Source organism: Allorhizobium paknamense (assembly GCF_030815125.1).
In the GTDB taxonomy this organism is placed as follows: domain Bacteria; phylum Pseudomonadota; class Alphaproteobacteria; order Rhizobiales; family Rhizobiaceae; genus Allorhizobium; species Allorhizobium paknamense.
Genome location: NZ_JAUSWH010000005.1, coordinates 79,872 through 104,371, shown reverse-complemented (window position 1 = coordinate 104,371; position 24,500 = coordinate 79,872). Strand labels below are relative to the sequence as shown.

Genomic DNA, 24,500 nt, shown 5'->3' with positions numbered 1-24,500 from the left:
CTCAGCCCAGACCGAGCTGGCGGCTGACCTCTCCGACATTCGCCTTGTTGGCGAGCAGCGCGGGAACATAGGTTTCCCGCGGCAAGGTCTGACCGGCCAGAAGGCGGGCGACATTGCGAATGGCGGTACGGCCGATTTCTGCCGGTTGCTGCGCCGCATCGGCGGCCGCAGGTGACTTGGGATCGGCCACCAATTGCAACACTTCCGGGCTTCCATCGACACCATAGGTCTTGATTTCCGTGCGTCCGGCAGCGGCAAGCGCCTGGGTTGCTCCGAGCTGGGGAATATCCCAGGCAGACCAGATGGCCTTGATCGATCCCTTTTCCGGATATTTGTTGAGAATGGCCGTGATCTGGGTGAAAGCGTCCTGCACGGTGTTGGGAATAACGTCGCGCAGTTCCGGCTGCAGGATCTTCACCTTCGGGAAATATTTGACGACATTGACCAATTGATCGTAGCGGATGGCGCAGGGGGTGACCCCGTAGAAGCCGTTGAAAACGACGATATTACCCTCGCCGCCAATATCGGAAATAAGTTGCAGGGCAAGATCCTTGCCGATGCCCCAATTGTCGGAGGTGGTGTTGTTCAGGGAGTTGGTGGAGCCGACATCCACGGTCAGCACCGGAATACCGGCATCGCGCGCGCGCTTCAGCCATGGATCGATAACGCTGAGGGTGCCGAGAATCTGGACGATGGCATCCGGCTTTTGCGCAATCAGCGTTTGCAATTGCGCCACCAGTTTGCCGTCATTACGGCCTGCATCGACGGCAATCGGCTCGCCGCCCAGCCGCTTTACCTCGGCGATCTGGGCATTATAGGCTTGCAGGTCGAAGAAGTGATCCGTGCCGGTGGCGCTGATGGCGATCCGCTTGCCTTTGAGCGACAATCCGTCATCGGCAGCGGCGGCCCGGCCTGTGAGCGCGCTGACGCCCGCCATGGTCACGCCGGCTGCGGCGGCAAGTTTGAAAAGATCCCGGCGGACAAGGCTATGGGATGGGGTATCTGTCATGGTGAAATCCCTCTCTCGTTTATTCCCTATAAAATATATGGAAAAAATCGAAATAAGAGGAATTTCGTTTCAATTACGAGCCGGAACGGGAACGGACATCATTGTCCGCTCCCGCCCCGCAGTCCTTCCGTTTTAACGCCGGTCTGGCTTCATGTGCCTATTCCGCGGGTGCCGGAATGGGTGTCACCCCTGCCTTGTCATGGGAAACAAGCGGACGGTTGCCCGTCATGCGCCGCACCAGCAGATAGAAGACCGGCGTCATGAAGATGCCGAACAGGGTCACGCCGATCATGCCGGAGAAGACGGCGACCCCCATGGCGGCACGCATTTCCGAGCCTGCCCCGGTGGAGACCACCAACGGCACCACACCCATGATGAAGGCCATGGAGGTCATCAGGATCGGGCGCAGACGCAGGCGGCTTGCTTCCACGGCTGCATCGAAGGGCGTCTTGCCGTCCAGTTCCAGTTCCCGTGCAAATTCCACGATGAGAATGGCGTTCTTGGCGGAAAGCCCAACCAGCACCACAAGGCCGATCTGGGTGAAGATGTTGTTATCCCCGCCCGTGTACCAGACCCCGATCAGGGCTGCGAGAACCCCCATGGGGACGATCATGATGATCGATAGCGGCAGTGTCAGGCTTTCATATTGCGCGGCAAGGACCAGATAGACCAGCAGCAGCGCCAGCGGAAAGACGATGATGCTGGAATTGCCCGCCAGGATCTGCTGGTAGGTCAGGTCGGTCCACTCGAAATCGATGCCGGGAGGCATGGTCTCCCGCAGGATCTTTTCGATGGCGGCCTGCGCCTGCCCCGATGAATAGCCGGGTGCCGGAGCGCCGTTGACGTCTGCCGCGAGGAAGCCGTTATAGCGCGTGGTGCGCTCCGGCCCTGCAGAGGCGTCCACCTTCAAAAGCGCCGACAGCGGGATCATCTGGCCACTGGCCGAGCGCACCTTCAACTGGCCGATATCCTCGGCCCGGGCACGGTAACGGGCATCCGCCTGTACCCGCACGCTGTAGGTCCGGCCAAAGGCGTTGAAGTCGTTCACATAGAGCGAACCCAGATAGATCTGCAATGTCTGGAAGACATCCGTGACGGCCACGCCGAGCTGCTGGGCCTTTTCCCGATCGAGATCGGCAAAGAGCTGCGGCACGTTGATCTGGAAGCTGGAGAAGATGCCGGTGAGTTCCGGCGTCTGGTAGGCTTTGCCGAGAGCGGCCTTCACCGTCTCGTCCAGGGCCGGATAGCCAAGACCCGCCCGATCCTCGATCTGCAACTTGAAGCCGCCTGTGGACCCCAGGCCATTGACCGGCGGCGGCGGGAACATGGCAATGAAGGCATCTTCAATACCGGCATATTTCTGATTGAGCGCCATGGCGATGGCCCCGCCCGACAGCGCCGGATCCTTGCGGTTTTCGAAATCATCCAGCACCACGAAAACGATGCCGGAATTCGAGCCGATGGTGAAGCCGTTGATCGAGAGGCCCGGGAAGGCCAGCGCATTCTTCACGCCGGGCTGTTTCAGCGCCACGTCGCTCATCTGCCGGATCACCTGCTCCGTGCGGTCAAGCGTCGCCCCGTCGGGCAATTGCGCAAAGCCGATGAGATATTGCTTGTCCTGCGCGGGCACAAAGCCGCCCGGCACGGCGGTGAACATGCCGTAAGTGGCCCCGACCAGCGCCAGATAGACGATCATGATGATGCTCTTGCGGCCAAGCAGCCCGCCCACCGTGCGGCCATAGCCATGCGAGGCTTTGGAAAAGCCGCGATTGAAGGCGCGGAAGAACCAGCCGAGCAGCCGGTCCATGATCCGCGTGACCAGATCGCGCGGGGCGTGGTGATCCTTGAGCAGCAGCGCCGCCAGTGCTGGTGACAGCGTCAGCGAATTGATGGCGGAGATCACCGTGGAAATGGCGATGGTCAGTGCGAATTGCCGGTAGAACTGGCCGGAAAGCCCGGAGATGAAGGCGAGCGGCACGAACACCGCCACCAGCACCAGCGCAATGGCGATGATGGGACCGGAAACCTCCCGCATGGCGCGGTAGGTCGCCTCCCGGGGAGAAAGCCCGTTTTCGATGTTGCGCTCGACATTTTCCACCACGACAATGGCGTCATCCACAACGATACCGATGGCCAGCACCAGGCCGAACAGCGACAGCGCATTGATGGAGAAGCCGAAAACATACATCACCGCGAAGGTGCCGATGATCGAGACCGGCACCGCGATCAGCGGAATGATCGAGGCTCTCCAGGTTTGCAGGAAGAGAATGACGACCAGTACCACCAGGGCCACGGCCTCCAGCAGCGTATCCACCACCTTGTCGATGGAGGCGCGGACGAATTTGGTGGTGTCATAGACGATCTGGTAATGCACGCCCTCCGGCATCGCCTTCTGCATGTCATCCATGGCATGTTGCACGGCATCGGAAATGGCGATGGCGTTGGAGCCCGGGGCCTGGAAGATTGGGATGGCGACGGCGGGCTTGCCGTCGAGCAGCGAGCGCAGGGAATAGTCCGCCGCTCCCAGTTCGACGCGAGCGAGGTCCTTGAGGCGGGTGATCTCGCCGTTCTGCCCGGTCTTGACGACGATATCGCCGAATTCCTCCGGCGTCTGCAGGCGGCCACGCGCATTGACGTTGAGCTGAAGATCGACGCCCGGAACCGAAGGCGAAGCACCGATGATCCCGGCTGCCGCCTGAACGTTCTGCGCGGCGACGGCATTGGTCACATCGGTCGCGCTCAGGCCATGCTCGGCCACCTTCTGCGGATCGAGCCAGATGCGCATGGAATAATCGCCCGCGCCAAAGACCTGGACCTGCCCGACGCCATCGATACGCGCCAGCCTGTCCTTGACATTGAGCGTGGCGTAATTGCGCAGATAGGTAAGGTCGTAACGATCGCCAGTGGAGACCAGATGCACGACCATCATCAGGTCGGGCGAGCTTTTGACGGTGGTAACACCGAGCGTGCGCACATCCTGCGGCAGGCGCGGCTCAGCCTGCGACACCCGGTTCTGCACCAGTTGCTGGGCCTTGTCCGGGTCCGTACCCAGGCGGAAGGTGACCGTCAGGTTCAAAACGCCATCCGATGTCGCCTGACTGGACATGTAGAGCATGCCCTCGACGCCATTGATCTGCTCTTCGAGCGGCGTTGCCACCGTTTCGGCGATCACGGCAGGGCTTGCGCCCGGATAGGTGGCTTTCACCACGATGGAGGGCGGCACCACCTCCGGATATTCGGAGATCGGCAAGGCTCTGAGGCCAATCAGGCCCGCCACGGTAATGAGGATCGAAAGGACACCGGCAAAGACCGGCCTGTCGATGAAAAAGCGGGAAATATTCATGTCGAAACCCTCGGGAGCGCGTCTCTGACCGATGGCGCTCAAGCTTTCTCTTTTGGCGGCAAGATCGCGATTGTCCTCGTCACGACGAGGCCGGATCATGCTCTGGCAAGACAGAAGACGGCCATCCCGCAGCCAGGCGCTGTAAGGCCGCAGGTGGCACCTCGATGAAGATGATCAGGAACGATGAGAGGGTGGCGTGGGTGTTGGTTGAAACCCGCACCCACTTCGCCCTCGTCAGTTCGCGGCAGTCTGCTCCTGCGGCTGCACTGTCGCGCCTGGCCGGATGCGTTGCAAACCGTTGACAACGATCCGCTCACCGGCCTTGAGGCCGTTTTCGACGATGCGCCCGCCTTCGACGGCAGCCCCCAGTTCGATCTGGCGATAGGCGACCTTGTTTTCCTGATCGACCACGAAGACATATTTCTTGTCCTGATCCGTGCCGACGGCGCGCTCGCTCACCAGCAGGCGTTCCTCAGCCTTGGGCTGGCCCATGCGGATGCGCACGAACTGGCCGGGCATCAGCCGTCCTTCCGGATTGGCAAAGACCGCACGCACCTTGATGGTGCCGCTGGCGGTATTGACCTCGTTGTCGATCAACTGCATCCGGCCTTCGACCGGTGCGGAGCCATCCTGCGGCGTGATCTCCACGGGAATGCGATCAATGGCGGCGCGCCCATCCTTGGCAGGGAGCAGGGCCAGCGTTCTCAGCAACAGATCCTCGCTGACATCGAAATTGGCATAGATCGGATCGATGGAGACCAGCGTGGTCAGAGGCTGCGAGGTGGAGCCTGCGGCAACGAGATTGCCGGCTGTCACCTCCAGCCGTCCGGCGCGCCCGGAAATGGGAGCGCGGATTTCCGTATAGCCGAGATTGAGTTCCGCCACCTTGCGCGCGGCTTCCGCCGATTTCAGCGCGGCAATGGCGGCGCGGTAATTGCTCTGGCGCTGGGCCTGCTCGCTTTCGGAAATCGTATTGCGGGAAAAGAGCGTCTTGCCGCGCTCGAGTTCCGTGGTGGCAAGTTCCAGCTTCGCCTCGGCGGAGGCCACGTCGCCTTCCGCCTGGGAAACGGCGGCCTGATAGGGCTCGGGATCGATGCTCACCATAAGGTCACCGGCCTTCACCAGCCCACCTTCCGGAAAATGCACAGACTGCACGACACCGGCAACGCGCGAGCGGATTTCCACCCGGTCAACGGCCTCCAGCCGCCCTGAAAAGGCATGCCAGGTCTGGACGCTGCGCGGCTGAACACTCGTCACCGTCACCGGAATGGCCTGCGGCGGGGCGGCGGCGGAGGCTGCCTCGGCATGGTTCGTGATATTGAGGGAAGCGACACCTGCCATGAGAACCAGAACAGTCCCCAGGCCCGCGCCCCACAACGCGGTTTTCTTGATCCTTGCGGTCATGATCGTCTCCTTCGATCAAGGCACAGGCCCACCCTCCCCAGCGCCTTACAGCGCCGTGCGTTTTATAAAACGCACAAAGGACGCTGTAAGACTTTAAATCTGCTGCATAATTTTCACCTTAAATCGATTCCGATTTAAGGAATTATGCAGTAACACTGAAGTGACATGATCCTGCCCTTTGCAGACCGGACGAAAGCTGAACGGCTCGCCGGACATGCACTGTTTTGAAAAAATGGCGGCGTTTGAAGAACGTCTGGCCGGAAAACCTGACAGCACCCGTATCAGGTCACGTCTTTCCGGTTCAGCCTTGCAAGCCTGCAAGGAACTGGGAGAGTTCCTCGCAAAGCTCCTGCCTCCAAAGGCCGGTTTCGCCCCGATAAAGACTGGTCCAGTCCTGTTCGGCGGCAAAGACTTTCCGCCTGACCGCCACATCGGCAGCGGTCAGGCGATCGATATAGCCCAGCGTCTCGTCGCGCAGCGGATCATCTTCCGATGTCACGACCAGGGCCGGAGCCACACCTGCCATGCGCGAACACAGACACGGTGTGGCATAAGGATGCTGGTAGCTGCAAGCCGGACCCAGATAACGGCTCCAGCCATCCGCCCAGCGATTTTGCATGCCCGCATCGGCCCCCAGGAAGGAGGAGGTCGCCATGGAGGCATCCACCATCGGAGAGAGCAGGACCTGACCCGCCAGCTCTCCGGGGCGATAGTCGCGCGCCTTCAGCGCAACGCTTGCCGCCAGGTTTCCGCCGGATTCGTGCCCTGCCACCACGAAACGGGACTTCGCACCGGCAAAGGCCTTTCGCCGCGCGGAAATCGCCATAAAGGCCCGGAACGCATATTCCAGCGCCTTCGGAAAGAGATTGCCCGAAAGGCTGGCATAATCCGCCTCCACGACAACCGCGCCCGCATCCGCAAAACATTGGGCCGCATCGGACCGTCTGCTCATATCGGGCGCAGGCTGGAAGCCCGTACCCGCCAGATAGAGAACGAGCGGCGGAGACCTTGACCCGGTCTTTCCGGGATAAAGACGGTAGGGAACGGATAGTCCGCTCTCATCCGTCTCCAGCATCTGCCAATCCGCTGCCATCGACTGTGGCCTTGCTTCCTTGAACGCTTGCTGCACTGCCTGTCTGGCCTTGCATTTGATAGGGTTTATATTATTATTCGTCTCATCTGCACAAGTTGGTGAATTCTGATATCTCTGTTCCGAAATTCGGAATAATCCCAGCAAAGGGGCGACGTATGGATCAGCTCAGCGCAATGCGCGTCTTTGTGCGGGTGGTGGAAACCGGCAATTTTTCCCGCGCCGCCACATCGCTGAAAATGCCGAAGACCACCGTGACCACGCTCGTCCAGGGTCTCGAAAGCCATTTACAGACCAAGCTCCTGAACCGCACCACGCGCCGCGTCGTGGTCACCACCGATGGCGCCCTTTATTACGAGCGTGCTTCGCGCATTCTGGCGGAATTGGCGGAACTGGATGGCAGCCTTTCCAGCTCACAAGCCCTACCCTCCGGCAAGGTGCGCGTGGCCATGTCCGGCGGCTTCGCCGACAGGATCGTCATTCCCAATCTCTGCGATTTCCATAGCCGCTATCCGCAGATCCAGCTCGATTTCGAGCTGTCGGATCGGGTCATCGACTATGTTGCGGAAAATGTCGATTGCGCGCTGCGCGGCGGCACGCTGAACGATCAGTCGCTGGTGGCGCGCAAGGTGGCGGATTTCCGGCTGAAAACCTACGCCTCCCCCGGCTATCTGCAACGCGCCGGAATCCCGAAACATCCCCGCGACCTGGAGCACGGCCACAACTGCATCGGCTATATGAAAGCCTATGAGGGGCGGATCTTTCCCATGGAGTTCCGCAAGGGAGAGGACGCTATCACTTTGCAGCCTCCCTATGTCATCTCGGTCAACGAATTCCGCAGCTATATGAGGGCCGCCGCTGCCGGGATCGGCATCATCCAGACCTCCGCCTTCATGGCAAAGCCGGAACTGGACAATGGGGAACTCGTCGAAATCCTGCCGGACTGGTCGCGCGACCCCATTCCGCTTTACGTGGTCTACCCGCAAACACGGCACTTGAGCAACAAGGTCCGTGTCTTCGTGGATTGGCTGGCGGAACGGGTGCGCCAGATCGACAGCCCATCTCCGCCGGCTGAAAAGGGCAAGGCAAAGACTGCGCGGGAGCCCGCCGCCGCCCTGTCGTGAAGTTCTGGCACCGGCGTCGCTGTAACGCTTTACATCTGCTGCATAATTTTCTCCTTAAATAGATGCCGATTTAAGGAATATGCAGTAGCCCTACAAACGGTAAAACCGGGCGGCGTTATCGTGGAAGAGAGCCTGCCTCTCCTCTTTGGAATAGGAAGCCGTGATCTGGCTGAACGCATTCCAGATCGCGCTATAGGACGAAAACAGCTTGTCGACCGGGAAGTTCGAAGCGAACATGCAGCGCTTCACGCCAAAAGCGCCAATCGCCTCTTCCACATAGGGCCTGATGCTTTCGGTCGTCCAGGTCCAGTCCCCCATGCCGAGCCCGGAAATCTTGCAGGCGACATTGGGTGCCTTGGCCAGCCCATGCATGGCCTTGCGCCAGCCCTCGAAATGCTCAGGCCCGTCCACCTGCATGCCGGTGTGGTTGAGGATGATCTGGACATCCGGAAAATCACCGGCAAGCTCCAGGAATTCCTCCATCTGCCAGTAATAGAGCTGGAGATCGAAGCTCAAGCCCCGGCGCGCCAGTTCCTTGAAGCCGCGCCGCCAGTCCGGCGTGCGGCTGACATGCGGTTCGCTCAGATAGGTCTTGGCGGGATCGGTGTGATAATTCATCGACTGGCGAATACCGCGGAAATTCGGTGACTGCATATGCGCATCCAGCAGGTCACCGACATCCGGCTTGCGAAGATCGGCATAGCCGACAATGCCCTGCGGGAAACCATGTTGATCCGCCACGCCCTGCAGCCAGCGGGTCTCGCCCGCCGGATCGCGTGGATCGAAACCGACATCGAGATGCACGGCCTTGACGAGGGTAAGGCCTGCCGCATCCGCCAGATAATCCTTAAGCAGATAGGTCTTGTTGATGGCCGTATAATCGCCAAATGCCGATGGCTTCACACCATCGGACAGCCAGGGATAGTAATTGTTTTCCAGATCCCAGAGGTGGAAATGCGGGTCGATGATCGCAAGATCGGTCATTGTTGTTCTGTTCCCCAAATTCGATGCTCGGTATCGTCACGCCGTCAGGCTGGCGGGAGGCCCAAGGAAGCAAGCCTTTGATCGAGCCATGCCCGGCATGAAAGGAGCGCATGCCGGGCATGGCAGAGCTGATATTACTTGGCCGGCGGGAAAACGCGCGCGATAACCGCCTTGGCTTCGGGCGTGTCGATCTTCTCGGCCGTGACCAACGGCATGACCAGGGCGAGATCCTTCTTCACCGGCGCACCGGTCAGCGCGTTATAAACCTGCTGCGTCCCGTCAATGCCCTGACCCACGGCCTCCTGGAAGAAGATGCCCTGGATGGCCTTGGCCTTGAGAAGGCCGATGGTCGTGGGGCTTCCGTCCGCCACGGCAACCCCGACCTTGCCGGTCAGGCCGCGGGTTTCCAATACCTTGGCAGCCCCGGTGCCTGCCTCGTCATACATGCCGTAAATCGCCTTGATATCGGGATGGGCAGTCAGCATGTCATTGGCCTGGGTCACGGCTTCGTTGACGGTCAGGCCCCGCGTTTCCAGCATCTGCGCCAGTTCGCACCCATCCGACTTGAAGGATTCCTCCGCTCCCTTCAGATATTTCTGGGCGTTCTCCCGGTCCTGCGGCAGCGAGAGCATGCCGACCTTGTTGCCGCCCCGCTCCTTTGCCAGTGAGCAGACGAAAGCGCCTTGCGCCTTGCCGGTCTCATAATTGTTGGCCGTGACGGAGGAGGTGTAATCCGTCTGGCCCGGCTGCGGGCCGATACCGGCGAAGGCCACCGGGATCTTCTGCGATTTCAGATAGGCCAGCAGCGGCGGCGTGCTGGTGGAACTGACGGGGCCGATGACGATGGCGTCCACACCCTTGGTCACGGCCGTGCGGGCATTGTCCATCTGCTTGGCGGGGGAGTTTTCCGAGGTGAACTCGACATAGTCCATGCCCAGTTCTTCCGCCTTTTTCTTCACCCCATAGCCCACCCACTGCCAGTAGGAAATGTCGAGCGAGGGCGCGAGATAGGCAACGGTTTTCTTGTCCTTCGCCTCCGCCGGGGCGATGCCGCCCAGACCGGCGGCGATGAGAACACTGACGGCAAAAGCCAGGTGTGTTTTACGGGTCTTTCTCATATTTTCTCCTCCTCCAAGGACTAGCGGTGTTTTTAGAGCATTTTCCGTCCGGAAATCTGTGAAAACAAAGAGTTAGAGCGTTTCTGTGCTCCCATGAAACACTGAAGCGCTGTAATGTTTCAGCCGGCACCGCGCCGGGATTTGCTGAAGCGGTCGATCAGCACGGCGATCAAGATCGCGACGCCCGTCACCGAACCCTGCCAGAAGCTGTTGATGCCGATGAGATTGACCCCGTTCTGGATGACGGTGATCATCAGAGCGCCCAGCACCGCGCCCACCGCCGTCCCTGTGCCGCCAAGCAGGCTGGCCCCGCCAATGACCACGGCGGCAATCGCCTGCAGCATGAGGCTGGAACCGGCGGTGGATTCAGCGTTCAGGATGTAGGAAATGGTCAGAAGCCCCGAAAAGGACGCGAGCGTCGATGAGGCGACATAGGCGAAGAAGGTGGTGCGCTTGACCGGAATACCCAGGAGATGCGCGGCAGGCGCGCTGCTGCCGACGGCATAGAACCAGCGGCCTGCCACCACTTTCTTCAGGAAGACTTCGATGATCAGCAGTAGCGCAAGGCAGAACAGGATGTAGTTCGGCATGCCGGGAATGAGGCTGCCGCTGTTCAGCAGCCAGAAATCCGGATCGCCGATCGGCATGGACCGGCCATTGGTGACGATGAAGGCCAAGGATCCGGCCACGGCAAAGGTAATCAGCGTCACAACAAAGGGTGCAAGACCGGCAATCGTCACCAGAAAGCCGTTGATCGAGCCGAAGACCAGACCGACGGAGAGACCGATCAATCCCGCCTCCACCCCGCCGAAGCCATGGGCCATGGCTTGGGCGGTCACCATGCCCGTCAGCGAAAACACCGACCCGACGGAGAGATCGATACCGCCGGTAATCACCACCAGCAGCACGCCGAGCGACATGATGACCAGCGGTGCGGCGGCCTGCGTAATGTTGGCGAAATTGCCAAAGCTCAGCGCTTGCGGCACCTGCGAGCCGACGGCCAGCATCAGCACGATGATCGCGGCGGCAATGGCGATTTCCGTCCGGTAGGCGCCGATCACGCTTTCCCTCTGGCGGATCGCAGGCAGCGGCTTGCCGCCATGGGTGGTCTGTTGAGTTGTTGCCTCAGTCATGCGGCCATTCCTGTCAATTCCGCGAGCCTGTCCTCGCTCAGTTCGTCATGATCGATGATGCCCGCGCAGCGTCCTTCCGTGTCGAAGGCCAGCACGCGGTCGCAGATTTCCATCAGTTCGGCGTTTTCGGTGGACCACCAGAGAATGATCGTGCCGCTGGCCGCCATGTCGCGGATCAGCTGGTAGATTTCCTTCTTGGTGCCGATATCGACGCCGCGGGTGGGCTCTTCCAGCACCAGCAGCCGCGAGGGCACGCCCAGCCAGCGGGCCAGCAGCAGTTTCTGCTGGGTGCCGCCGCTCAAGGTATTGGGCAGATCCCAGAGCGACGCCGCCTTGACCTTGAGGGCCTGCAAAAGATCAAAGCATTCGATCCGCTCGGCGGTCCCGGCGAAGCGCGTGCCCCGGACGACCCGGCGCGAGGCCAGAACATTGTCGATGATCGGCAGGCTGTGCAGCACGCCCTTGTTCCACCGGTCGCCGGTGATGAAGCCTGCGCCGAGATGCGCCGCCTGACGCGGCGATGAAAAGCGCTCGGGCCAGCCGGTCATGGACACGGTCCACCGCTTTGCCCGCGCCGCGCCGACAAGGGCTGCAATCAGCGTATGGGGACCGGCCGGAGCACCGGCCACGCCCAGAATCGTGCCGGGAGACAGCGTCATCTCCAGCCCCTCCTCCCGGATCGTCAGACTCTCGCCATCCCGCTTTCGAGGCTTTGCAACGGTTTCCACCGGCAGTGAGGCGGAAAGCTGGCCCATCTTCTCGACGATATCGGCATCGCTCAGCGTCTCGATGGGTTGCCGGTCCACCACGGTCCGGCCATCGCGGATAATGGTGCAGACATTGGCGATCTGGCGGATTTCCTTCATGCGATGAGAGACGAAAACGACCGAAAGCCCGTTCTCCCGGGTCAGACGCCGCAGGACGGTGAACAGCCGCTCCGTCTCGGCTGCGGTAAGGTTGGCAGTCGGTTCATCCAGAAGGATCAGTTCAGCCCCGGAGGACAGCGCCCGGGCGATTTCCACCATCTGGCCTTCATGCAGGGAAAGGCTCCCGACAAGACGATGCAGCGACTGCCGGGCAAAGTCGCTGTCGATGATCGAGAGCGCGTCGAAGGCCTGATCGAACGCCCGTTTGCGATCAAACAGCGACATGCCGCTGGCATAGCGGGGCAGGACAATGTTTTCGGCGACAGTCAGATGCGGCAGCAGCGCCAGTTCCTGATGGACGACAGTCACACCCTTACGGCCTTCGGCCTCCGAGCGAACCTGCCCATCCGCATCCCGGAAGCTGATGGAGCCGCCATCGTGATGGACAGCGCCGGTGATGATGCGGATCATCGTGGATTTGCCCGCACCATTGCCGCCGAGCAGGGCATGAACCTCACCGCGCGCCACGGAAAAGCCGACCCCTTTCAGCACCGAGGTGGCGCCATAGGATTTGACGAGCCCCTCCACCTTGATCAGAAAATTATCCTGCGCCGGCATCCTGTTATCCTTTCGTCCGAATCCGTCCAACTCGTCCCATCAAAGAAAGCCCACCGAAATCCAGGGAACGGCCGCCACGACAGCAAGCCCCACGAACATGGCCAGCATGTAGCCGATGATGGGTTTCATCCCCTCGTCCGGCTTGATACGGCTGATCGCGCAGGCGGCGTAATAGCCGACGCCGAAAGGCGGCGCGAAAAGGCCGATGCCCATGGCAAGGATGACCACCATCGAATAATGCACCTCATGCACCCCGACATCGCGCGCGATGGGGAAAAGCAGCGGGCCGAAGAGAACGATGGCCGGAATGCCTTCAAGCACGGACCCCAGAATGATGAAGGCCATGATGGAGACCGCCATGAAGGTGATGGTGCCACCGGGCAGGCTCTTCATCACCTCCGCCAAGGTGGAGGAAAAGCCGGATTGCGTCAGCGCCCAGGCCATGGCTGTCGCTGCACCGATGATCAGCAGAATGGCGCCGGACAAGGCTGCGGTATCCACCAGCATCGGATAAAGGCGTTTCCAGTCGAAGCGGCGATAGATCAAAAGCCCCGCCACCACTGTGTAGGCAATGCCGATGGTCGAGACCTCGGTTGCCGTCGCGATACCTTCGATGACGGCGGCGCGGATCACGAAGGGCAAGGCAATCGCCGGCAGCGCGACGATGAAGCTCACCCCAATCTCTCGCCAGCTTGCCCGGCGGACATTCGAAAGGTCTTCATTGCGGTAGCGCCACCAGACCACGAAAGCCAGGCCTATGCCCAGAACGACAGCAGGCAAGAGGCCACCCGTAAACAAAGCGGCAATCGAAACGCCCGTCACCGAACCGATGGTGATCAGCACGATCGACGGCGGAATGGTCTCGGTCTGCGCGCCGGTCGCGGAAAGAAGCGCCACAAGATCGCCGGGCTTTGCGCCACGCTGGCGCATTTCCGGGAAGAGCGCCGGCGCCACCGCCGCCATATCCGCCGCCTTCGAACCGGAGATACCGGACACCAGATACATCGCGCCGATCAGAACATAGGAAAGGCCGCCACGGACATGGCCGAGCAGGTTGGCGAGAAAGCCCACCATGGCCCGCGCCATGCCGGTCATCTCGATCAGCAGGCCCAGCAGCACGAAAAGCGGCACGGCAAGCAGGATGATGTGGCTCATGCCCTCATCCATGCGCCCGACAATGACCATAGCCGGGGTCGTCGTGGTGGTGACGATATAGCCGAAGGTTGCCAGCCCGAAGGAAAAGGCAATCGGCACCCCGAGGAACACCATGGCCCCCACGCCGAAGACGAAGAACAGCAGAAGATTCCAGTTTCCAAGCCCGCTGAAGAGCGGCGCGAGCAACGCCACCACGCCGATGACGGCGGCGACGCTGACAAGCGCCGTCAGCGCATGGCGAAGACCCCCGGTCTTGAAAAGACGGATGAGCCCGGTGATCATCATCAGCAAAATGCCGACGGGCAGTGCGGAGGCGCGCCAGGAATTCGGGATTTCCAGCGCCGGTGTCGTAACCCAGACCTCCTCGGCGGCAAACTCATAGGCCGGCTCGACCACCAGCGCCAGAAAGGCAAGGGCTGCGGCTATGGCTACAAGATCGAAAAAGGCCTGCCATTTCGGTTGCAGTCCCCCGACAATCGCGGTCATGCGCATATGTTCGCCGCGCTGAAACGCCACCACAGAACCCAGCATGGCCAGCCACAGGAACAGGATGCCCGCCAGTTCATCGGACCAGATCAGCGGCTGATGCAGGCCATAGCGCCAGATCACCCCCATCATCAGGACAACCACTTCCGCCAGCACCAGAAGAGCCGCAGGCACCTCGATCAACAGGCTCAGGCCTTTTTCCAGCCGGAATGCCAGGCCGGACCGGGATCCCGCCAGGGTCTCCACCTGCTCTTGCGCATGCACGTTCGCACCGCCATGGGTCGCTGCCATCGCTCCTACTCCTCCCTCAATGACTTTATGACTTTTTAAAAATATGCGGCTGCTTCAGGCCCCATGCCGGGCGCGCAACCTTTTACAAATGACACGAAACGGAACCAGTCTTTATGCGCCGCCAGAACCGCTTTTCCTGCTTGTCACATCTGATGCGGCATCGTCTGCACTGCATCGCCGCCACCTCAGCCGAGGGGACCGGAAACCTTTTCCAGCAGGCTCCAGGCCTCTTCGCCGTATTTCTGCTTCCAGTCGCTGTAGAAGCTTGTCGCGGCAAGCGCGGCGCGGAACTCCTCCTGCTTCACCTCGACCAGCGAGATCCCCTTGGACTGGAGATCGGCCTTCAGGCTTTCGCTGAGACGGGCAATGTCGGCGCGCTGATCGCTCGCGGAGCGGTCGATCTCACGGCTGATGATGGCCTGGATGTCCTCGGGCAAGCGGGCGAAAGCCTTTTTATTGCCCAGCACCCAATACCCATCCCAGACATGGCGCGTGAGGCTGCAACTCTTCTGCACCTCGTAAAGCCTTGCCGTGGAAATGATTGCGAGCGGATTTTCCTGTCCCTCGACCACCTTGGTCTGGAGCGAAGAGTAAAGCTCGTTGAAGTTGATCGGCGAAGGGGCTGCATCCAGCGCCTTGAACAGCGAGGTCAGCGACGGTGCAGGCGGAACCCGCAGCTTGAAGCCCTTGAGATCGGCAGGCGTCTTGATTTCCCGGGTGGAAGACGTGACCTGCCGGAAGCCGTTATCCCAGATCCGCGACACCGCGAAGATCGGCGTCTTGGCGATCTGTTCACGAATATGGCTGCCGAGGTCGCCATCCATGGCAGCCCAGACCTGATCATAGTTCTTGAAGGCGAAGCCGAGGCTGGTGATACCCGACACAGGCACGAAAGTGGCCAGCACCAAAGACGAGAGATTGAAGAAATCGATCGCGCCGCTGCGCACCTGGGCCAGAAGATCGGTATCGGCGCCAAGCTGGTTGGCCGGGAAAAGCTTGATATCGACCCGGCCGGAACTTGCCTCGCGAATACGGTCAATGGCTTCCTGCGCACGAATGTTGACCGGATGGGTCGGATCCTGGCCGGTGGCGTATTTCAGATTGAATTCAGCAGCCGAAGCCGGCCTTTTCAAAATCGAAACCAACGGCAGGGCGGCCGCACCGGCAAGAACCGTTCGTCTCGTCAACGTCAGATTGTTTTTCCCCATAATGCTCCTCCTGAAATATGCTGAAGGATGACAGGCCCCGTTGGCCCATCTCCTTCTTTTCTTCGAAACGGACCACTGATCTCCTCAATCCTCGGCCCGCCCTCTCCCGCAGACAGCAGAGCGAGCCTCAGAGCCAGCCCTTGATCTGCGCGATGACGGCCTGCGTCGAGATGCCATACATGTCGTGCAGCGTCGGCAGTGCTCCCGCTTCCAGAAACTGGTCTGGAAGACCGATCTGCCGGAAAGCTGAAGGCCGGACATCGGAGCGCATCAGCGTCGCGGCGACGGCCTCGCCCAGTCCGCCGATCACCGTATGGTTTTCGGCGACGACGACCAGCCGGTTCTGCTTACGGCATTCGGCAAGGATGGTCTCCTCGTCCAGCGGCTTGATGGTCGGTACATGCAGAACACCGGCATCGATCCCGTCCTTCTGCAGGGCTTTGGCTGCCTCCAGCGCCCGCATGGTCATCAGCCCGGAGGAGATGATCAGCGTGTCGCGACCGTCGCGGATCAGCTTGGCCTTGCCGAATTCGAAGCTATAGCCATACTCATCCAGCACCAGCGGCACATTGCCCCGCAGCAGGCGCATGTAGACCGGGCCTTTGTGAGCCGCGATCGCCGGCAATGCCTGTTCGATTTCCAGTGCATCGCAGGGATCGATGATCGTCAGGTTTGGCATGCCGCGGAACATGGCGATATCTTCCGTTGCCTGATGGCTGGGGCCATAGCCAGTCGTCAGCCCCGGCAGGGCGCAGACGATTTTCACGTCCAGCATTTCCTCGGCAATCGCCAGGCAGATGAAATCATAGGCGCGGCGCGATGCGAAGACCGCATAGGTGGTCACCCAGGGCTGTAAGCCCTCCCGCGCCATGCCCGCCGCCGACATCATCAGCAATTGCTCGGCCATGCCCATCTGGTAGAACCGTTCCGGGTGCGCGGCGCGGAAAATGTGCAGGTCGGTATATTTCGCCAGATCCGCCGACAGGCCGACAATCCTGTCGTCCTTTTCGGCCAGAGCCGACAGGGTGTGACCGAAGGGAGCCGGTTTCGTCGGCTGATCCGCACCCGCTATGGAGGCGATCATCGCCGATGTCGTCAGACGCGGTCTGTCCCCGCCCGCGATGAGATGCGTGGGTCTTTCATATTTCGAGCGTCTCATGCTGGAACTCCCGCGTCGATGATCCGGATGGCTTCCGCCCATTCCTGCGGCTCGACCCGCAGGAAGTGATTGCGCTCGCGCGCCTCCAGAAAGGGAACCCCCTTGGCCATTCTGGTGTCGCAGATGATGATGCGCGGCTGATTGCCCTCATGATAGCGGGCGGCATCGAAGGCCCGAACCAGCGCATCGATGTCATTGCCGTCGACGCGCTGCACGAACCAGCCGAAGGCCTCGAATTTCGGGGCGAGCGGCTCGAAATTCATCACGCCGAGCGATGGCCCGTCAGCCTGCATCTGGTTGACATCGACGATGCCGATCAGGTTGTCCAGCTTGTAGGAGCCGGCAGACATGGCCGCTTCCCAGGTGGACCCCTCATCGAGTTCGCCATCGGAAAACAGATTGTAGACAAAGGATTTGGACTGCTTGCGCTTCAGCGCGAGCGCCATGCCCACCGCGATGCCAAGACCATGGCCGAGGGAGCCGCCGGTGATTTCCATGCCGGGCGTGTAGGCAGCCATGCCGGACATCGGCAGGCGGCTATCGTCCGTGCCATAGGTTTCAAGTTCGTCCTCGGGAATGATCTTTGCCTCGATCAGCGCCGCGTAGAGCGCAATCGCATAGTGACCGATGGACAGCAGGAAGCGGTCGCGGCCTTCCCATTCCGGATCGTCCGGACGATAGGTGGTAGCGTGAAAATAGGACACCGCCAGCACATCCGCCACGCCGAGCGCCTGCGCAATATAGCCCTGCCCTTGAACCTCGCCCATGCGCAGGGCATGGCGGCGAATGCGCCGCGCCCTTTCCGCCAGGCTGACATTGTGACCGATCTCAGTCATGCTTGCTCTTCCTTTTCTGGTCTTGAACAGCGGCCACTCAATGGATGAGCATGCCGCCATTGACGTCGATCACCGCGCCGGTGACGTAGGCAGACAGATCGGAAGCCAGGAAGAGGTAGATATTGGCCACGTCGCGCGCGTCACCCAGACGGTTGAGCGGAATGCCCTTGAGAATGTCTGTGCGCATCTCAGGGGTGAGCTTGTCACCGGTGATGTCGGTCTGGATCAGGCCGGGTGTGACGGAGTTCACCCGGATGCCCGCCGGGCCGAATTCACGCGCCATGGCCTTGGCCAGACCGAGAACGCCGGCCTTGGCAGCGGAATAGTGCGGACCACCGAAAATACCGCCGCCGCGCTGGGCGGAGACCGAAGACATGCAGGCAATCGAGCCGCCACCATGATCGCGCATGTTCGGAATGAAGACCTGGCTGAGGTTCAGCACGCCGGTCATGTTGACGGCGACGATGCGCTGCCAGTCCGCATCCGAAATCTCGAGCGTCTTGACCGGCTGGGTGATGCCGGCATTGTTGATCAGAATATGAGTAACACCAAAGGCGGCGATGGCCGCATCGGCTGCCTGCTGGCAGGAGGCACGGTCGGCCACATCGCAGCGAAGGCCGATATGAGCACCTGTGTCGACCTTCGGCAGTTCGGATGCGGCAGCCGCGGCGGCATCCGCATCAATATCGAGAATAGCAATACGGGCCCCATGTTCGGCAAACAGTTCAGCCGTTGCCCGGCCAATACCGCGCTTACTCGCCGCGCCGGAAATGACGGCGGTCTTCCCTTTCAACAACATTTGTAAAATCTCCTCCCGACGCCCTTCCCAAAGCCATCGGACATGTCCATTCGCCACGGCGACCACTCGCTCGTGTGACGGAAAGGTGACGGATGACGCGCCGGCTTTCAAACGCCAAGTTTACATCGGTTGTTGAATCTGGTTCACTAATCCCATGCTGCAAATGACCTCTCTTTCCGCCATGCGCATCTTCGAGGCCGCCGCCCGGCTAGGGTCCTTCCGGGCTGCCGCCGAAGAGCTCAACCTGTCGCCAAGTGCCGTAAGCCACGCTATTGTCAGGCTGGAACGCGATCTGGGCATCGCGCTTTTCGAACGGACAACCCGGCAGGTATCCCTGACCCTCCAGGGCCAGACACTGCTGGCGCACGCCTCCAATGCCTTCGAGGAATTGCGGCGGGGAGTTGAACTGATTTCATCCAACAAGGCGCAAACCCTGCGCGTGCATTGCGCCCCGAGCTTTGCCGCCCAGGTGCTTTCGCCGAAACTGCCGGAGTTTCTCAAAGCCCATCCTGGCGTCGAGGTGCGCATTGCCGCCAGCACTAGCTATGCGCGTTTCGTGGACGGGCTGTTCGATGCAGACATCGTTTACGGCGAACCGCTGAACCGGGAAGATCTGATCATCATGCCGCTGGCGGAGGAAATCGTCTCACCACTCTGCTCGCCCGAGGTTGCAGAGCGGCTGCGCTCCCCGAAGGACCTGTTTCGGGAACCGCTGATCCGGAGCGACCTGAAGCGAATTCAATGGCTGGACTGGTTCGAGCTCAATAATCTGGGCCGCCCGCCCGCCCCCTCCATGAGCTTCGACCGCAGCTTCCTGGCGCTTTCCGCAGCCGTCAACGGGCTCGGTATCGCGCTGGAATCCGATGTGCTGGCGCGCTCCGAGCTTGCAAGCGGCAAGCTGGTGCGGCCCTTCTCCGGAACAGGACGAGACAATCGCTATATCGGCCATTACGTCGCCTACCCGAAATCCGGCAGCCAGAGACGGCTGGCGAGAAGCTTTGCGGATTGGCTGACGGGGGTTTGTTAGAGCATTTCCAGGAAAAGTGTCGTCGCGGTTTTCCGTTCGGAAATGCGTAAAAACAAATGCTTAGAGCATAAGCCGACCGGTGAATCTGTGGCGGTCGCACCTTGTGCCGGATCAAAAGGGCTTCAAGCCGATCTCGGCATTCTTCTCGTCATAGAGCACCGCAAAGTGCTTGTAGACCTCGACACCGATCAGAACCCGGGTTGGCGGCTGCTGGTAATAGGGAAAGGGCCCGACCAGCACGGTGGTGGAATCCCCCTTGGCGCGGCCAACGGTGAAGCCCGCTTTCAGCTGCGACGCCTCGTCTGGACCGAAGGCCATCGTCACGGGCGTGCCCGGCGGCAGCCTGTGTTGTGGCTCGTCGGTGATGACGGTAATCACCGGATTGCCGCTATCGAGAACGATGGGACCGCAATATCGGCGCGCGGGATGGGCAATGGTCAGGCAGCCGGGTATGGGGTTGTCCCGTCCGCCGCCGACATTGGGACCCGTCCCGGCAGGGAAGCGCTTAAATCCGGCAACCTCCTCAGCGCTGGGGTTGAGGATGATCTGCCCTTCCTTGTGGCCGGGGCGCGGCAGATCCAGGATCCAGGAATCGGCAAAGCGGGTCAGCGGATTGGGAATGGGTTTTTTCAAGGTCGCCGAGGGCATGCTCACGCCGATGATCGCCTGAAAGGCGCCCTTGCCGAGAATGTCTCCCGTCTTCCGCTGCTCCGGCGGCAGCGTGCAGCGCTTGTTGGCGGGATCGCAGTTAATGTCCTGGATGAGACCGATCGGCACCTTCTGCTGCACACTGCCATCGGCGAAGGAGAGATCTGCTATGGCAATGTCGCCCTGCAATCGCTGGCCATTGGAATAGCCGGTATGCATCTGCCGTCCCGTTTGTTCGAACGTCTGGCCCTGCACGGCATCAGCCAGCACATACAATCCCGTCGAGCCGCTGTCGAGCAGAGCCTCAACCGGAACGCCGCCGATCCGAACCTCGATTTCATAATGCGTGATACCGTAACGCTCCGTGGCGTGGATCGGGATCACCATACGCTCCGCGGCCTGGAGCGGTGAGACGCCGGCGACCTGCGGCGCAAAAGCAAGGAGGGCAAGGGTCAGGGCTTTCGATTTCATGCTGCATTCCTTCCTGAAAAAAGCAAGCCGGCGTCTTATGCGAAGAGCCATTCTCGATGGCTCTTCGTATCACCGCTCATGCAGAGCGGAGCTGGCGACATCCACGAGCGGGGCGAAGAGGTAGGCGAGGATCGTTCTGTCACCGGTATTGATATCGGCGGAAACGGACATGCCCGGAGAAAGGTAAGCGCCGCTTTGCTCCGTGCCGATATAGTTGCGCTCCAACTGGACAGTGACCGGAAACACCAGCGTATCGGAGGATTGGCCGCTGCTACCGGCGCCCGCCGTGTTCATGGTGAAGGAGGGATCGGCAAGATCGGCCTGCGCCTGCGCCGCTGACACCGCGTCCTTGCCAACTTTCACGACCGTGCCCTTGATGGTACCATATTGCGTATAGGGATAGGCGGCGACCTTGATGGTCGCCTCCTGCCCGACTTTAACGAAGCCGATTTCATCATTGGTGATGAAGGCCTGGATATCGAGATGGCTGCCTTCGGGCACCACGCGCATCACTTCCGCACCGCTGGCAACGACCTGCCCGATCGAGGTGAGGGTCGAGGCCTCGATGGTTCCCTCCACCGGGCTGAGCAGCGTCATGTCATCGAGCTGGGCCTTTGCCTCCCGCACCTGCTGAGTCAGTTCCTGCACCTGCTCATCGGCGTCCTCCAGCTTTTGGGCATAATCGGCAAGGAAGGTCTGAATGGTCGAAACCCCCTGCCGCTGCAAAACGGCAATATCGGCATCTGCATCGCTTTTCTGGCTGATATCGCTTTGCAGGGCCACCTGCTCCTTCTCTTCCTCCTGCAGGGCTGTCAGCCACTCCGCCGTAGACATGGCATCGTTGCGGCTCAAGCTCTCGCGCATGGCGGTGAGCTTGTTCATCGTGGCCAACAGGGTCTGCTGGGCGTTCACCGTAGCGGCGAAGGCATTGGAATCGATGGTTTTCTGGGTGATCTGGCTATCGATAAGATAAAGTTCGGCAGCCAGTTGCTCCATATCCCGGTCGAGAACGGTCTGCTCGCGATGGCGCAGAGTGGCATTGATATCCTCGGGCCAATCCACCACGATATGCGTCGTCCTGGACTGGAACCAGCCCGGTGACGAGACCGTGTCGATCACCGCCTTGCGGCGCGCACTTTCCGCCTCGCTCGCTGCCAGTTGCTCCGACAGATTGTCATATTGCGACGCGGCAGCCGCGTCGTCGAGACGGACAAGCACATCGCCCTTGCCGACATGATCGCCGTTCTCCACCAGTACCTCAGAAACCTTGCCGGTCGCGAGGGGTTGCACGATCTTGACCTTCAGGGTCGGCTCGATCTTGCCTCGCGCGGTTGCGATAATATCGATCCGGCTGATGGCCGCCCAGGCAATGGCCGTGGCAAACAGGACCGTCAGGATGACGATCAGGGCCATGCGGACCGGCGACGGCGGCGTTTCGAGAATTTCCAGCGCAGGCGCCAGAAATTCCTGATCGGACCGCAGGGGGTTCTGGCGTTTGCGGAACAGGCGGACCGGACCGGCTGGCTGTTTGAAAGGTGCGTTCATCACACACCCGCCGGATCGTTCTGCAGCGCCCAGAGCCGGGCATAGATGCCTTCCGGTCTTGCCAGCAGTTCCGCATGGCTGCCGACCTCGGCAATCCGCCCATCCGCCATGCCGACGATGCGATGACAAGGCCGAACAGCGGCCAACCGATGGGCGATGATCAGCACCGTGCGGCCTTGGGATATCTTGCTCATATTGTTCTGGATCACCCGTTCGCTTTCATAATCGAGCGCCGAGGTCGCCTCATCGAAAATCAGGATGGGTGGATTGGTGGCAAGCGCCCGGGCAATGGCAATCCGTTGCCGCTGACCACCGGAGAGATTGGCGCCACGCTCCTCGATCAGCGTGTCATAGCCCTGCGGCAGCTTGGAGATGAACTCATCCGCACCGGCCAGATTGGCGATGGCAATCACCGTGGCCCGTGGCAGGGCGGGATTGGCAAAGGCGATATTGTCGTGAATGGTTCTGTTGAATAACAGGTTTTCCTGGAGCACGACGCCGATCTGGCTGCGGAGCCAGGCGGGATCGAGCTGGGAAATATCCGTACCGTCGAGCAGGACCTGCCCCTGTTCCGGGCTGTAGAGCCGCTGCACCAGTTTCGTCAGCGTGGATTTTCCGGAACCGGATGAGCCGACGATGCCGATGATTTCCCCTGGCCGGACCGAGAGGCTGACGGATTTCAGGATTTCCGGTCCGCCTGGCCGGTAGCGAAAGGTGACGTCGCGAATGTCGATGCCGCCGCGAGGACGCGCCAGCGTCAGCGCCGTCTTTGGCGCATATTCCGTCGGGAAGTTGAGAATATCGCCGAGCCTGTCCATGGAAATCTGAACCTGCTGGAAATCCTGCCACACCTGCGAGAGGCGCAGGATGGGCTGGGAGACCTGCCCGGCAATCATGTTGAAGGCAATCAGCCCGCCCACCGTCAGGTCGTTATCGATGACCGCCCTGGCACCGAACAAGAGGATAAGGGCGGTGGAAATCTTGCTGACATATTGAATAGCGTTCTGACCACCGGCGCTCAGCATCGTCACCTCGAAGCTGGTGCGCACATAGGCCGCCAGCCTCTCCGCCCATTGCGCCTGCATGACAGGCTCCACGGCACCGGCTTTCACCGTGTGGATGCCAACGACAGCCTCCACCAGAAACTGCTGGCTGATGGCCCCACGGTTGAATTTCTCGTTGATCTTGCTGCGCAGGGTAGGACGGACCAGAAGAGCAATCAGCACATAGAGCGGAATCGAGGCGACGACGATCAGCGTCAGCCAGATCGAGTAGAGGGAAAGAACGCCGATCGCCACGATGGTGAAGAAAAGATCGATGACCGAAAACAGCGCCTGCCCGGTCAGGAAATTGCGGATGGTTTCCAGCTCTCTTACTCTCGCCACCGTATGGCCCGCAGGCCGGGTCTCGAAGTAACCGAGCGGCAGATGCAGAAGATGGCGGAAAAGACGCTGGCCGAGTTCGATGTCGATCCGGTTGGTGGTGTGCGACAGCGCGTAGCTGCGCAGATATTTCAGCACCACATCGAAAAGCCCGACAATGGCAAGCCCGACGACCAGGACGATGAGCGTCGAATAGCCCTTATGCGTCAGCACCTTGTCCACCACCACCTGAAAGAACAGCGGCGAGACCAGCGCGAAGATCTGGACGAAAAAGGAGGCCAGCAGCACATGCATGATCGGCCTGCGATAGCGCCAGATCGACGGCAGGAACCAGCTCAAGCCGAATTTTCGCGGATCGGTGCCCTGGCCGCCAACCTTCAATCCCACCAGGACGAGCTTGCGGCCCAGTTCCGCCAGCAGGGCTTCGAGGGTGAGCTCACGCGCCACCTTGGTGATCGGATCGACCACCCGATAGCTGCCGCCCGGCGTCTTGCCCGCATAGACCTGAAAGCCGCCATCGCTCATGCAGGCAATGGTCGGCACGGGCACGGTATTGAGCCGCTTTTCCGTCAGGCCGGTGATGGTGCGCGCCTTGAGGCCGATCATGGCGGCAGCCCGCACCAGATCATCCTCATCGGCGCTTCGCCCGATCAGGGCGAGTTCCTTTTGCAGATGCCGGGGATCGGCCGCGATCCTGAAGAAGGCGGCAATACCGCAAAGAGCAGACAGTCCGGAATCCACCGCTTCCGGGAAAACGTCAGCATTCAAAGGTGCCTCCCACAGACACGAGGGGGGGCCTGAAGC

The 24,500-nt window shown here is 60.8% G+C and carries 18 protein-coding genes; 2 read left to right on the top strand and 16 right to left on the bottom strand.

From position 1 onward, the window contains the following. Nucleotide 1 precedes the first annotated feature (1 nt). From QO005_RS09825 to QO005_RS09810, 4 genes are all read right to left on the bottom strand, one after another. Complete coding sequence (locus QO005_RS09825) at nt 2–1,009, bottom strand: sugar ABC transporter substrate-binding protein (protein ID WP_307157839.1); 1,008 nt, start codon at nt 1,007–1,009, stop codon at nt 2–4. Nucleotides 1,010–1,166: 157 nt separating this feature from the next. Then, nucleotides 1,167–4,352 (bottom strand): efflux RND transporter permease subunit, encoded by a 3,186-nt coding sequence (locus tag QO005_RS09820; protein WP_307158071.1) that lies wholly within the window; start codon nt 4,350–4,352, stop codon nt 1,167–1,169. A 234-nt stretch (nt 4,353–4,586) separates the two neighbouring features. Then, nucleotides 4,587–5,756 carry an efflux RND transporter periplasmic adaptor subunit gene (locus tag QO005_RS09815; protein ID WP_307157838.1) on the bottom strand — a complete coding sequence of 390 codons (1,170 nt, stop codon included), beginning with the start codon at nt 5,754–5,756 and terminating at the stop codon, nt 4,587–4,589. Nucleotides 5,757–6,057: 301 nt separating this feature from the next. Beyond that, nucleotides 6,058–6,849, bottom strand: a complete 792-nt coding sequence (locus tag QO005_RS09810) for an alpha/beta hydrolase fold domain-containing protein (protein WP_307157837.1) — start codon at nt 6,847–6,849, stop codon at nt 6,058–6,060. Nucleotides 6,850–7,004: 155 nt separating this feature from the next. Between QO005_RS09810 and QO005_RS09805 the strand changes: the two genes are divergently transcribed. Then, on the top strand, nt 7,005–7,970 hold the full coding sequence (locus QO005_RS09805; protein ID WP_307157836.1) for a LysR family transcriptional regulator: 966 nt from the start codon (nt 7,005–7,007) through the stop codon (nt 7,968–7,970). 90 nt (nt 7,971–8,060) lie between these two features. On the opposite strand, the gene QO005_RS09800 is transcribed toward QO005_RS09805, so the two are convergent. The 9 genes from QO005_RS09800 to QO005_RS09760 all read right to left on the bottom strand — a co-directional run bounded on the left by QO005_RS09800 (nt 8,061) and on the right by QO005_RS09760 (nt 18,623). Further along, nucleotides 8,061–8,954 carry an amidohydrolase family protein gene (locus QO005_RS09800; RefSeq protein ID WP_307157835.1) on the bottom strand — a complete coding sequence of 298 codons (894 nt, stop codon included), beginning with the start codon at nt 8,952–8,954 and terminating at the stop codon, nt 8,061–8,063. Between the two features lie 134 nt (nt 8,955–9,088). After that, nucleotides 9,089–10,072 carry a substrate-binding domain-containing protein gene (locus QO005_RS09795; protein WP_307157834.1) on the bottom strand — a complete coding sequence of 328 codons (984 nt, stop codon included), beginning with the start codon at nt 10,070–10,072 and terminating at the stop codon, nt 9,089–9,091. A 119-nt stretch (nt 10,073–10,191) separates the two neighbouring features. Beyond that, nucleotides 10,192–11,205 carry an ABC transporter permease gene (locus QO005_RS09790; RefSeq protein WP_307157833.1) on the bottom strand — a complete coding sequence of 338 codons (1,014 nt, stop codon included), beginning with the start codon at nt 11,203–11,205 and terminating at the stop codon, nt 10,192–10,194. Further along, nucleotides 11,202–12,689: a sugar ABC transporter ATP-binding protein gene (locus QO005_RS09785; RefSeq protein WP_307157832.1), complete on the bottom strand. Its 1,488-nt coding sequence runs from the start codon at nt 12,687–12,689 to the stop codon at nt 11,202–11,204. Before QO005_RS09785 ends, QO005_RS09790 begins: the two co-directional genes overlap by 4 nt. Before the next feature lie 39 nt (nt 12,690–12,728). Next, entirely contained in the window at nt 12,729–14,621 is a 1,893-nt protein-coding gene (locus tag QO005_RS09780; protein WP_307157831.1) for a TRAP transporter large permease, read from the bottom strand. A 185-nt stretch (nt 14,622–14,806) separates the two neighbouring features. Further along, nucleotides 14,807–15,829: a TRAP transporter substrate-binding protein gene (locus tag QO005_RS09775; protein WP_307157830.1), complete on the bottom strand. Its 1,023-nt coding sequence runs from the start codon at nt 15,827–15,829 to the stop codon at nt 14,807–14,809. Nucleotides 15,830–15,956: 127 nt separating this feature from the next. Continuing rightward, nucleotides 15,957–16,988 (bottom strand): transketolase family protein, encoded by a 1,032-nt coding sequence (locus QO005_RS09770; protein ID WP_307157829.1) that lies wholly within the window; start codon nt 16,986–16,988, stop codon nt 15,957–15,959. Further along, entirely contained in the window at nt 16,985–17,824 is an 840-nt protein-coding gene (locus QO005_RS09765) for a transketolase (RefSeq protein ID WP_307157828.1), read from the bottom strand. The genes QO005_RS09770 and QO005_RS09765 overlap by 4 nt, the downstream gene beginning before the upstream one ends. A 37-nt stretch (nt 17,825–17,861) precedes the next feature. Continuing rightward, nucleotides 17,862–18,623: an SDR family NAD(P)-dependent oxidoreductase gene (locus QO005_RS09760; protein WP_307157827.1), complete on the bottom strand. Its 762-nt coding sequence runs from the start codon at nt 18,621–18,623 to the stop codon at nt 17,862–17,864. Nucleotides 18,624–18,777: 154 nt separating this feature from the next. Between QO005_RS09760 and QO005_RS09755 the strand changes: the two genes are divergently transcribed. Continuing rightward, nucleotides 18,778–19,650, top strand: coding sequence for a LysR substrate-binding domain-containing protein (locus tag QO005_RS09755; protein WP_307157826.1), 873 nt, complete (start codon nt 18,778–18,780; stop codon nt 19,648–19,650). Between the two features lie 111 nt (nt 19,651–19,761). Here the strand turns inward: QO005_RS09755 and QO005_RS09750 are convergent, their stop codons facing one another. From QO005_RS09750 to QO005_RS09740, 3 genes are all read right to left on the bottom strand, one after another. After that, nucleotides 19,762–20,769, bottom strand: a complete 1,008-nt coding sequence (locus tag QO005_RS09750; protein ID WP_307157825.1) for a pepsin/retropepsin-like aspartic protease family protein — start codon at nt 20,767–20,769, stop codon at nt 19,762–19,764. Nucleotides 20,770–20,838: 69 nt separating this feature from the next. After that, complete coding sequence (locus QO005_RS09745) at nt 20,839–22,314, bottom strand: HlyD family type I secretion periplasmic adaptor subunit (RefSeq protein ID WP_307157824.1); 1,476 nt, start codon at nt 22,312–22,314, stop codon at nt 20,839–20,841. Next, the gene (locus tag QO005_RS09740; RefSeq protein ID WP_307157823.1) at nt 22,314–24,464 is read right to left on the bottom strand and encodes a type I secretion system permease/ATPase; all 2,151 of its coding nucleotides are present in this window, start codon (nt 24,462–24,464) and stop codon (nt 22,314–22,316) included. The genes QO005_RS09745 and QO005_RS09740 overlap by 1 nt, the downstream gene beginning before the upstream one ends. Nucleotides 24,465–24,500: the final 36 nt, after the last annotated feature.

Excerpts from the sequence above, each read along its gene's own strand:
- QO005_RS09825 (WP_307157839.1), bottom strand. The coding sequence starts at position 1,009 with ATGACAGATACCCCATCCCATAGCCTTGTCCGCCGGGATCTTTTCAAA.
- QO005_RS09820 (WP_307158071.1), bottom strand. The coding sequence starts at position 4,352 with ATGAATATTTCCCGCTTTTTCATCGACAGGCCGGTCTTTGCCGGTGTC.
- QO005_RS09815 (WP_307157838.1), bottom strand. The coding sequence starts at position 5,756 with ATGACCGCAAGGATCAAGAAAACCGCGTTGTGGGGCGCGGGCCTGGGG.
- QO005_RS09810 (WP_307157837.1), bottom strand. The coding sequence starts at position 6,849 with ATGGCAGCGGATTGGCAGATGCTGGAGACGGATGAGAGCGGACTATCC.
- QO005_RS09805 (WP_307157836.1), top strand. The coding sequence starts at position 7,005 with ATGGATCAGCTCAGCGCAATGCGCGTCTTTGTGCGGGTGGTGGAAACC.
- QO005_RS09800 (WP_307157835.1), bottom strand. The coding sequence starts at position 8,954 with ATGACCGATCTTGCGATCATCGACCCGCATTTCCACCTCTGGGATCTG.
- QO005_RS09795 (WP_307157834.1), bottom strand. The coding sequence starts at position 10,072 with ATGAGAAAGACCCGTAAAACACACCTGGCTTTTGCCGTCAGTGTTCTC.
- QO005_RS09790 (WP_307157833.1), bottom strand. The coding sequence starts at position 11,205 with ATGACTGAGGCAACAACTCAACAGACCACCCATGGCGGCAAGCCGCTG.
- QO005_RS09785 (WP_307157832.1), bottom strand. The coding sequence starts at position 12,689 with ATGCCGGCGCAGGATAATTTTCTGATCAAGGTGGAGGGGCTCGTCAAA.
- QO005_RS09780 (WP_307157831.1), bottom strand. The coding sequence starts at position 14,621 with ATGGCAGCGACCCATGGCGGTGCGAACGTGCATGCGCAAGAGCAGGTG.
- QO005_RS09775 (WP_307157830.1), bottom strand. The coding sequence starts at position 15,829 with ATGGGGAAAAACAATCTGACGTTGACGAGACGAACGGTTCTTGCCGGT.
- QO005_RS09770 (WP_307157829.1), bottom strand. The coding sequence starts at position 16,988 with ATGAGACGCTCGAAATATGAAAGACCCACGCATCTCATCGCGGGCGGG.
- QO005_RS09765 (WP_307157828.1), bottom strand. The coding sequence starts at position 17,824 with ATGACTGAGATCGGTCACAATGTCAGCCTGGCGGAAAGGGCGCGGCGC.
- QO005_RS09760 (WP_307157827.1), bottom strand. The coding sequence starts at position 18,623 with ATGTTGTTGAAAGGGAAGACCGCCGTCATTTCCGGCGCGGCGAGTAAG.
- QO005_RS09755 (WP_307157826.1), top strand. The coding sequence starts at position 18,778 with ATGCTGCAAATGACCTCTCTTTCCGCCATGCGCATCTTCGAGGCCGCC.
- QO005_RS09750 (WP_307157825.1), bottom strand. The coding sequence starts at position 20,769 with ATGAAATCGAAAGCCCTGACCCTTGCCCTCCTTGCTTTTGCGCCGCAG.
- QO005_RS09745 (WP_307157824.1), bottom strand. The coding sequence starts at position 22,314 with ATGAACGCACCTTTCAAACAGCCAGCCGGTCCGGTCCGCCTGTTCCGC.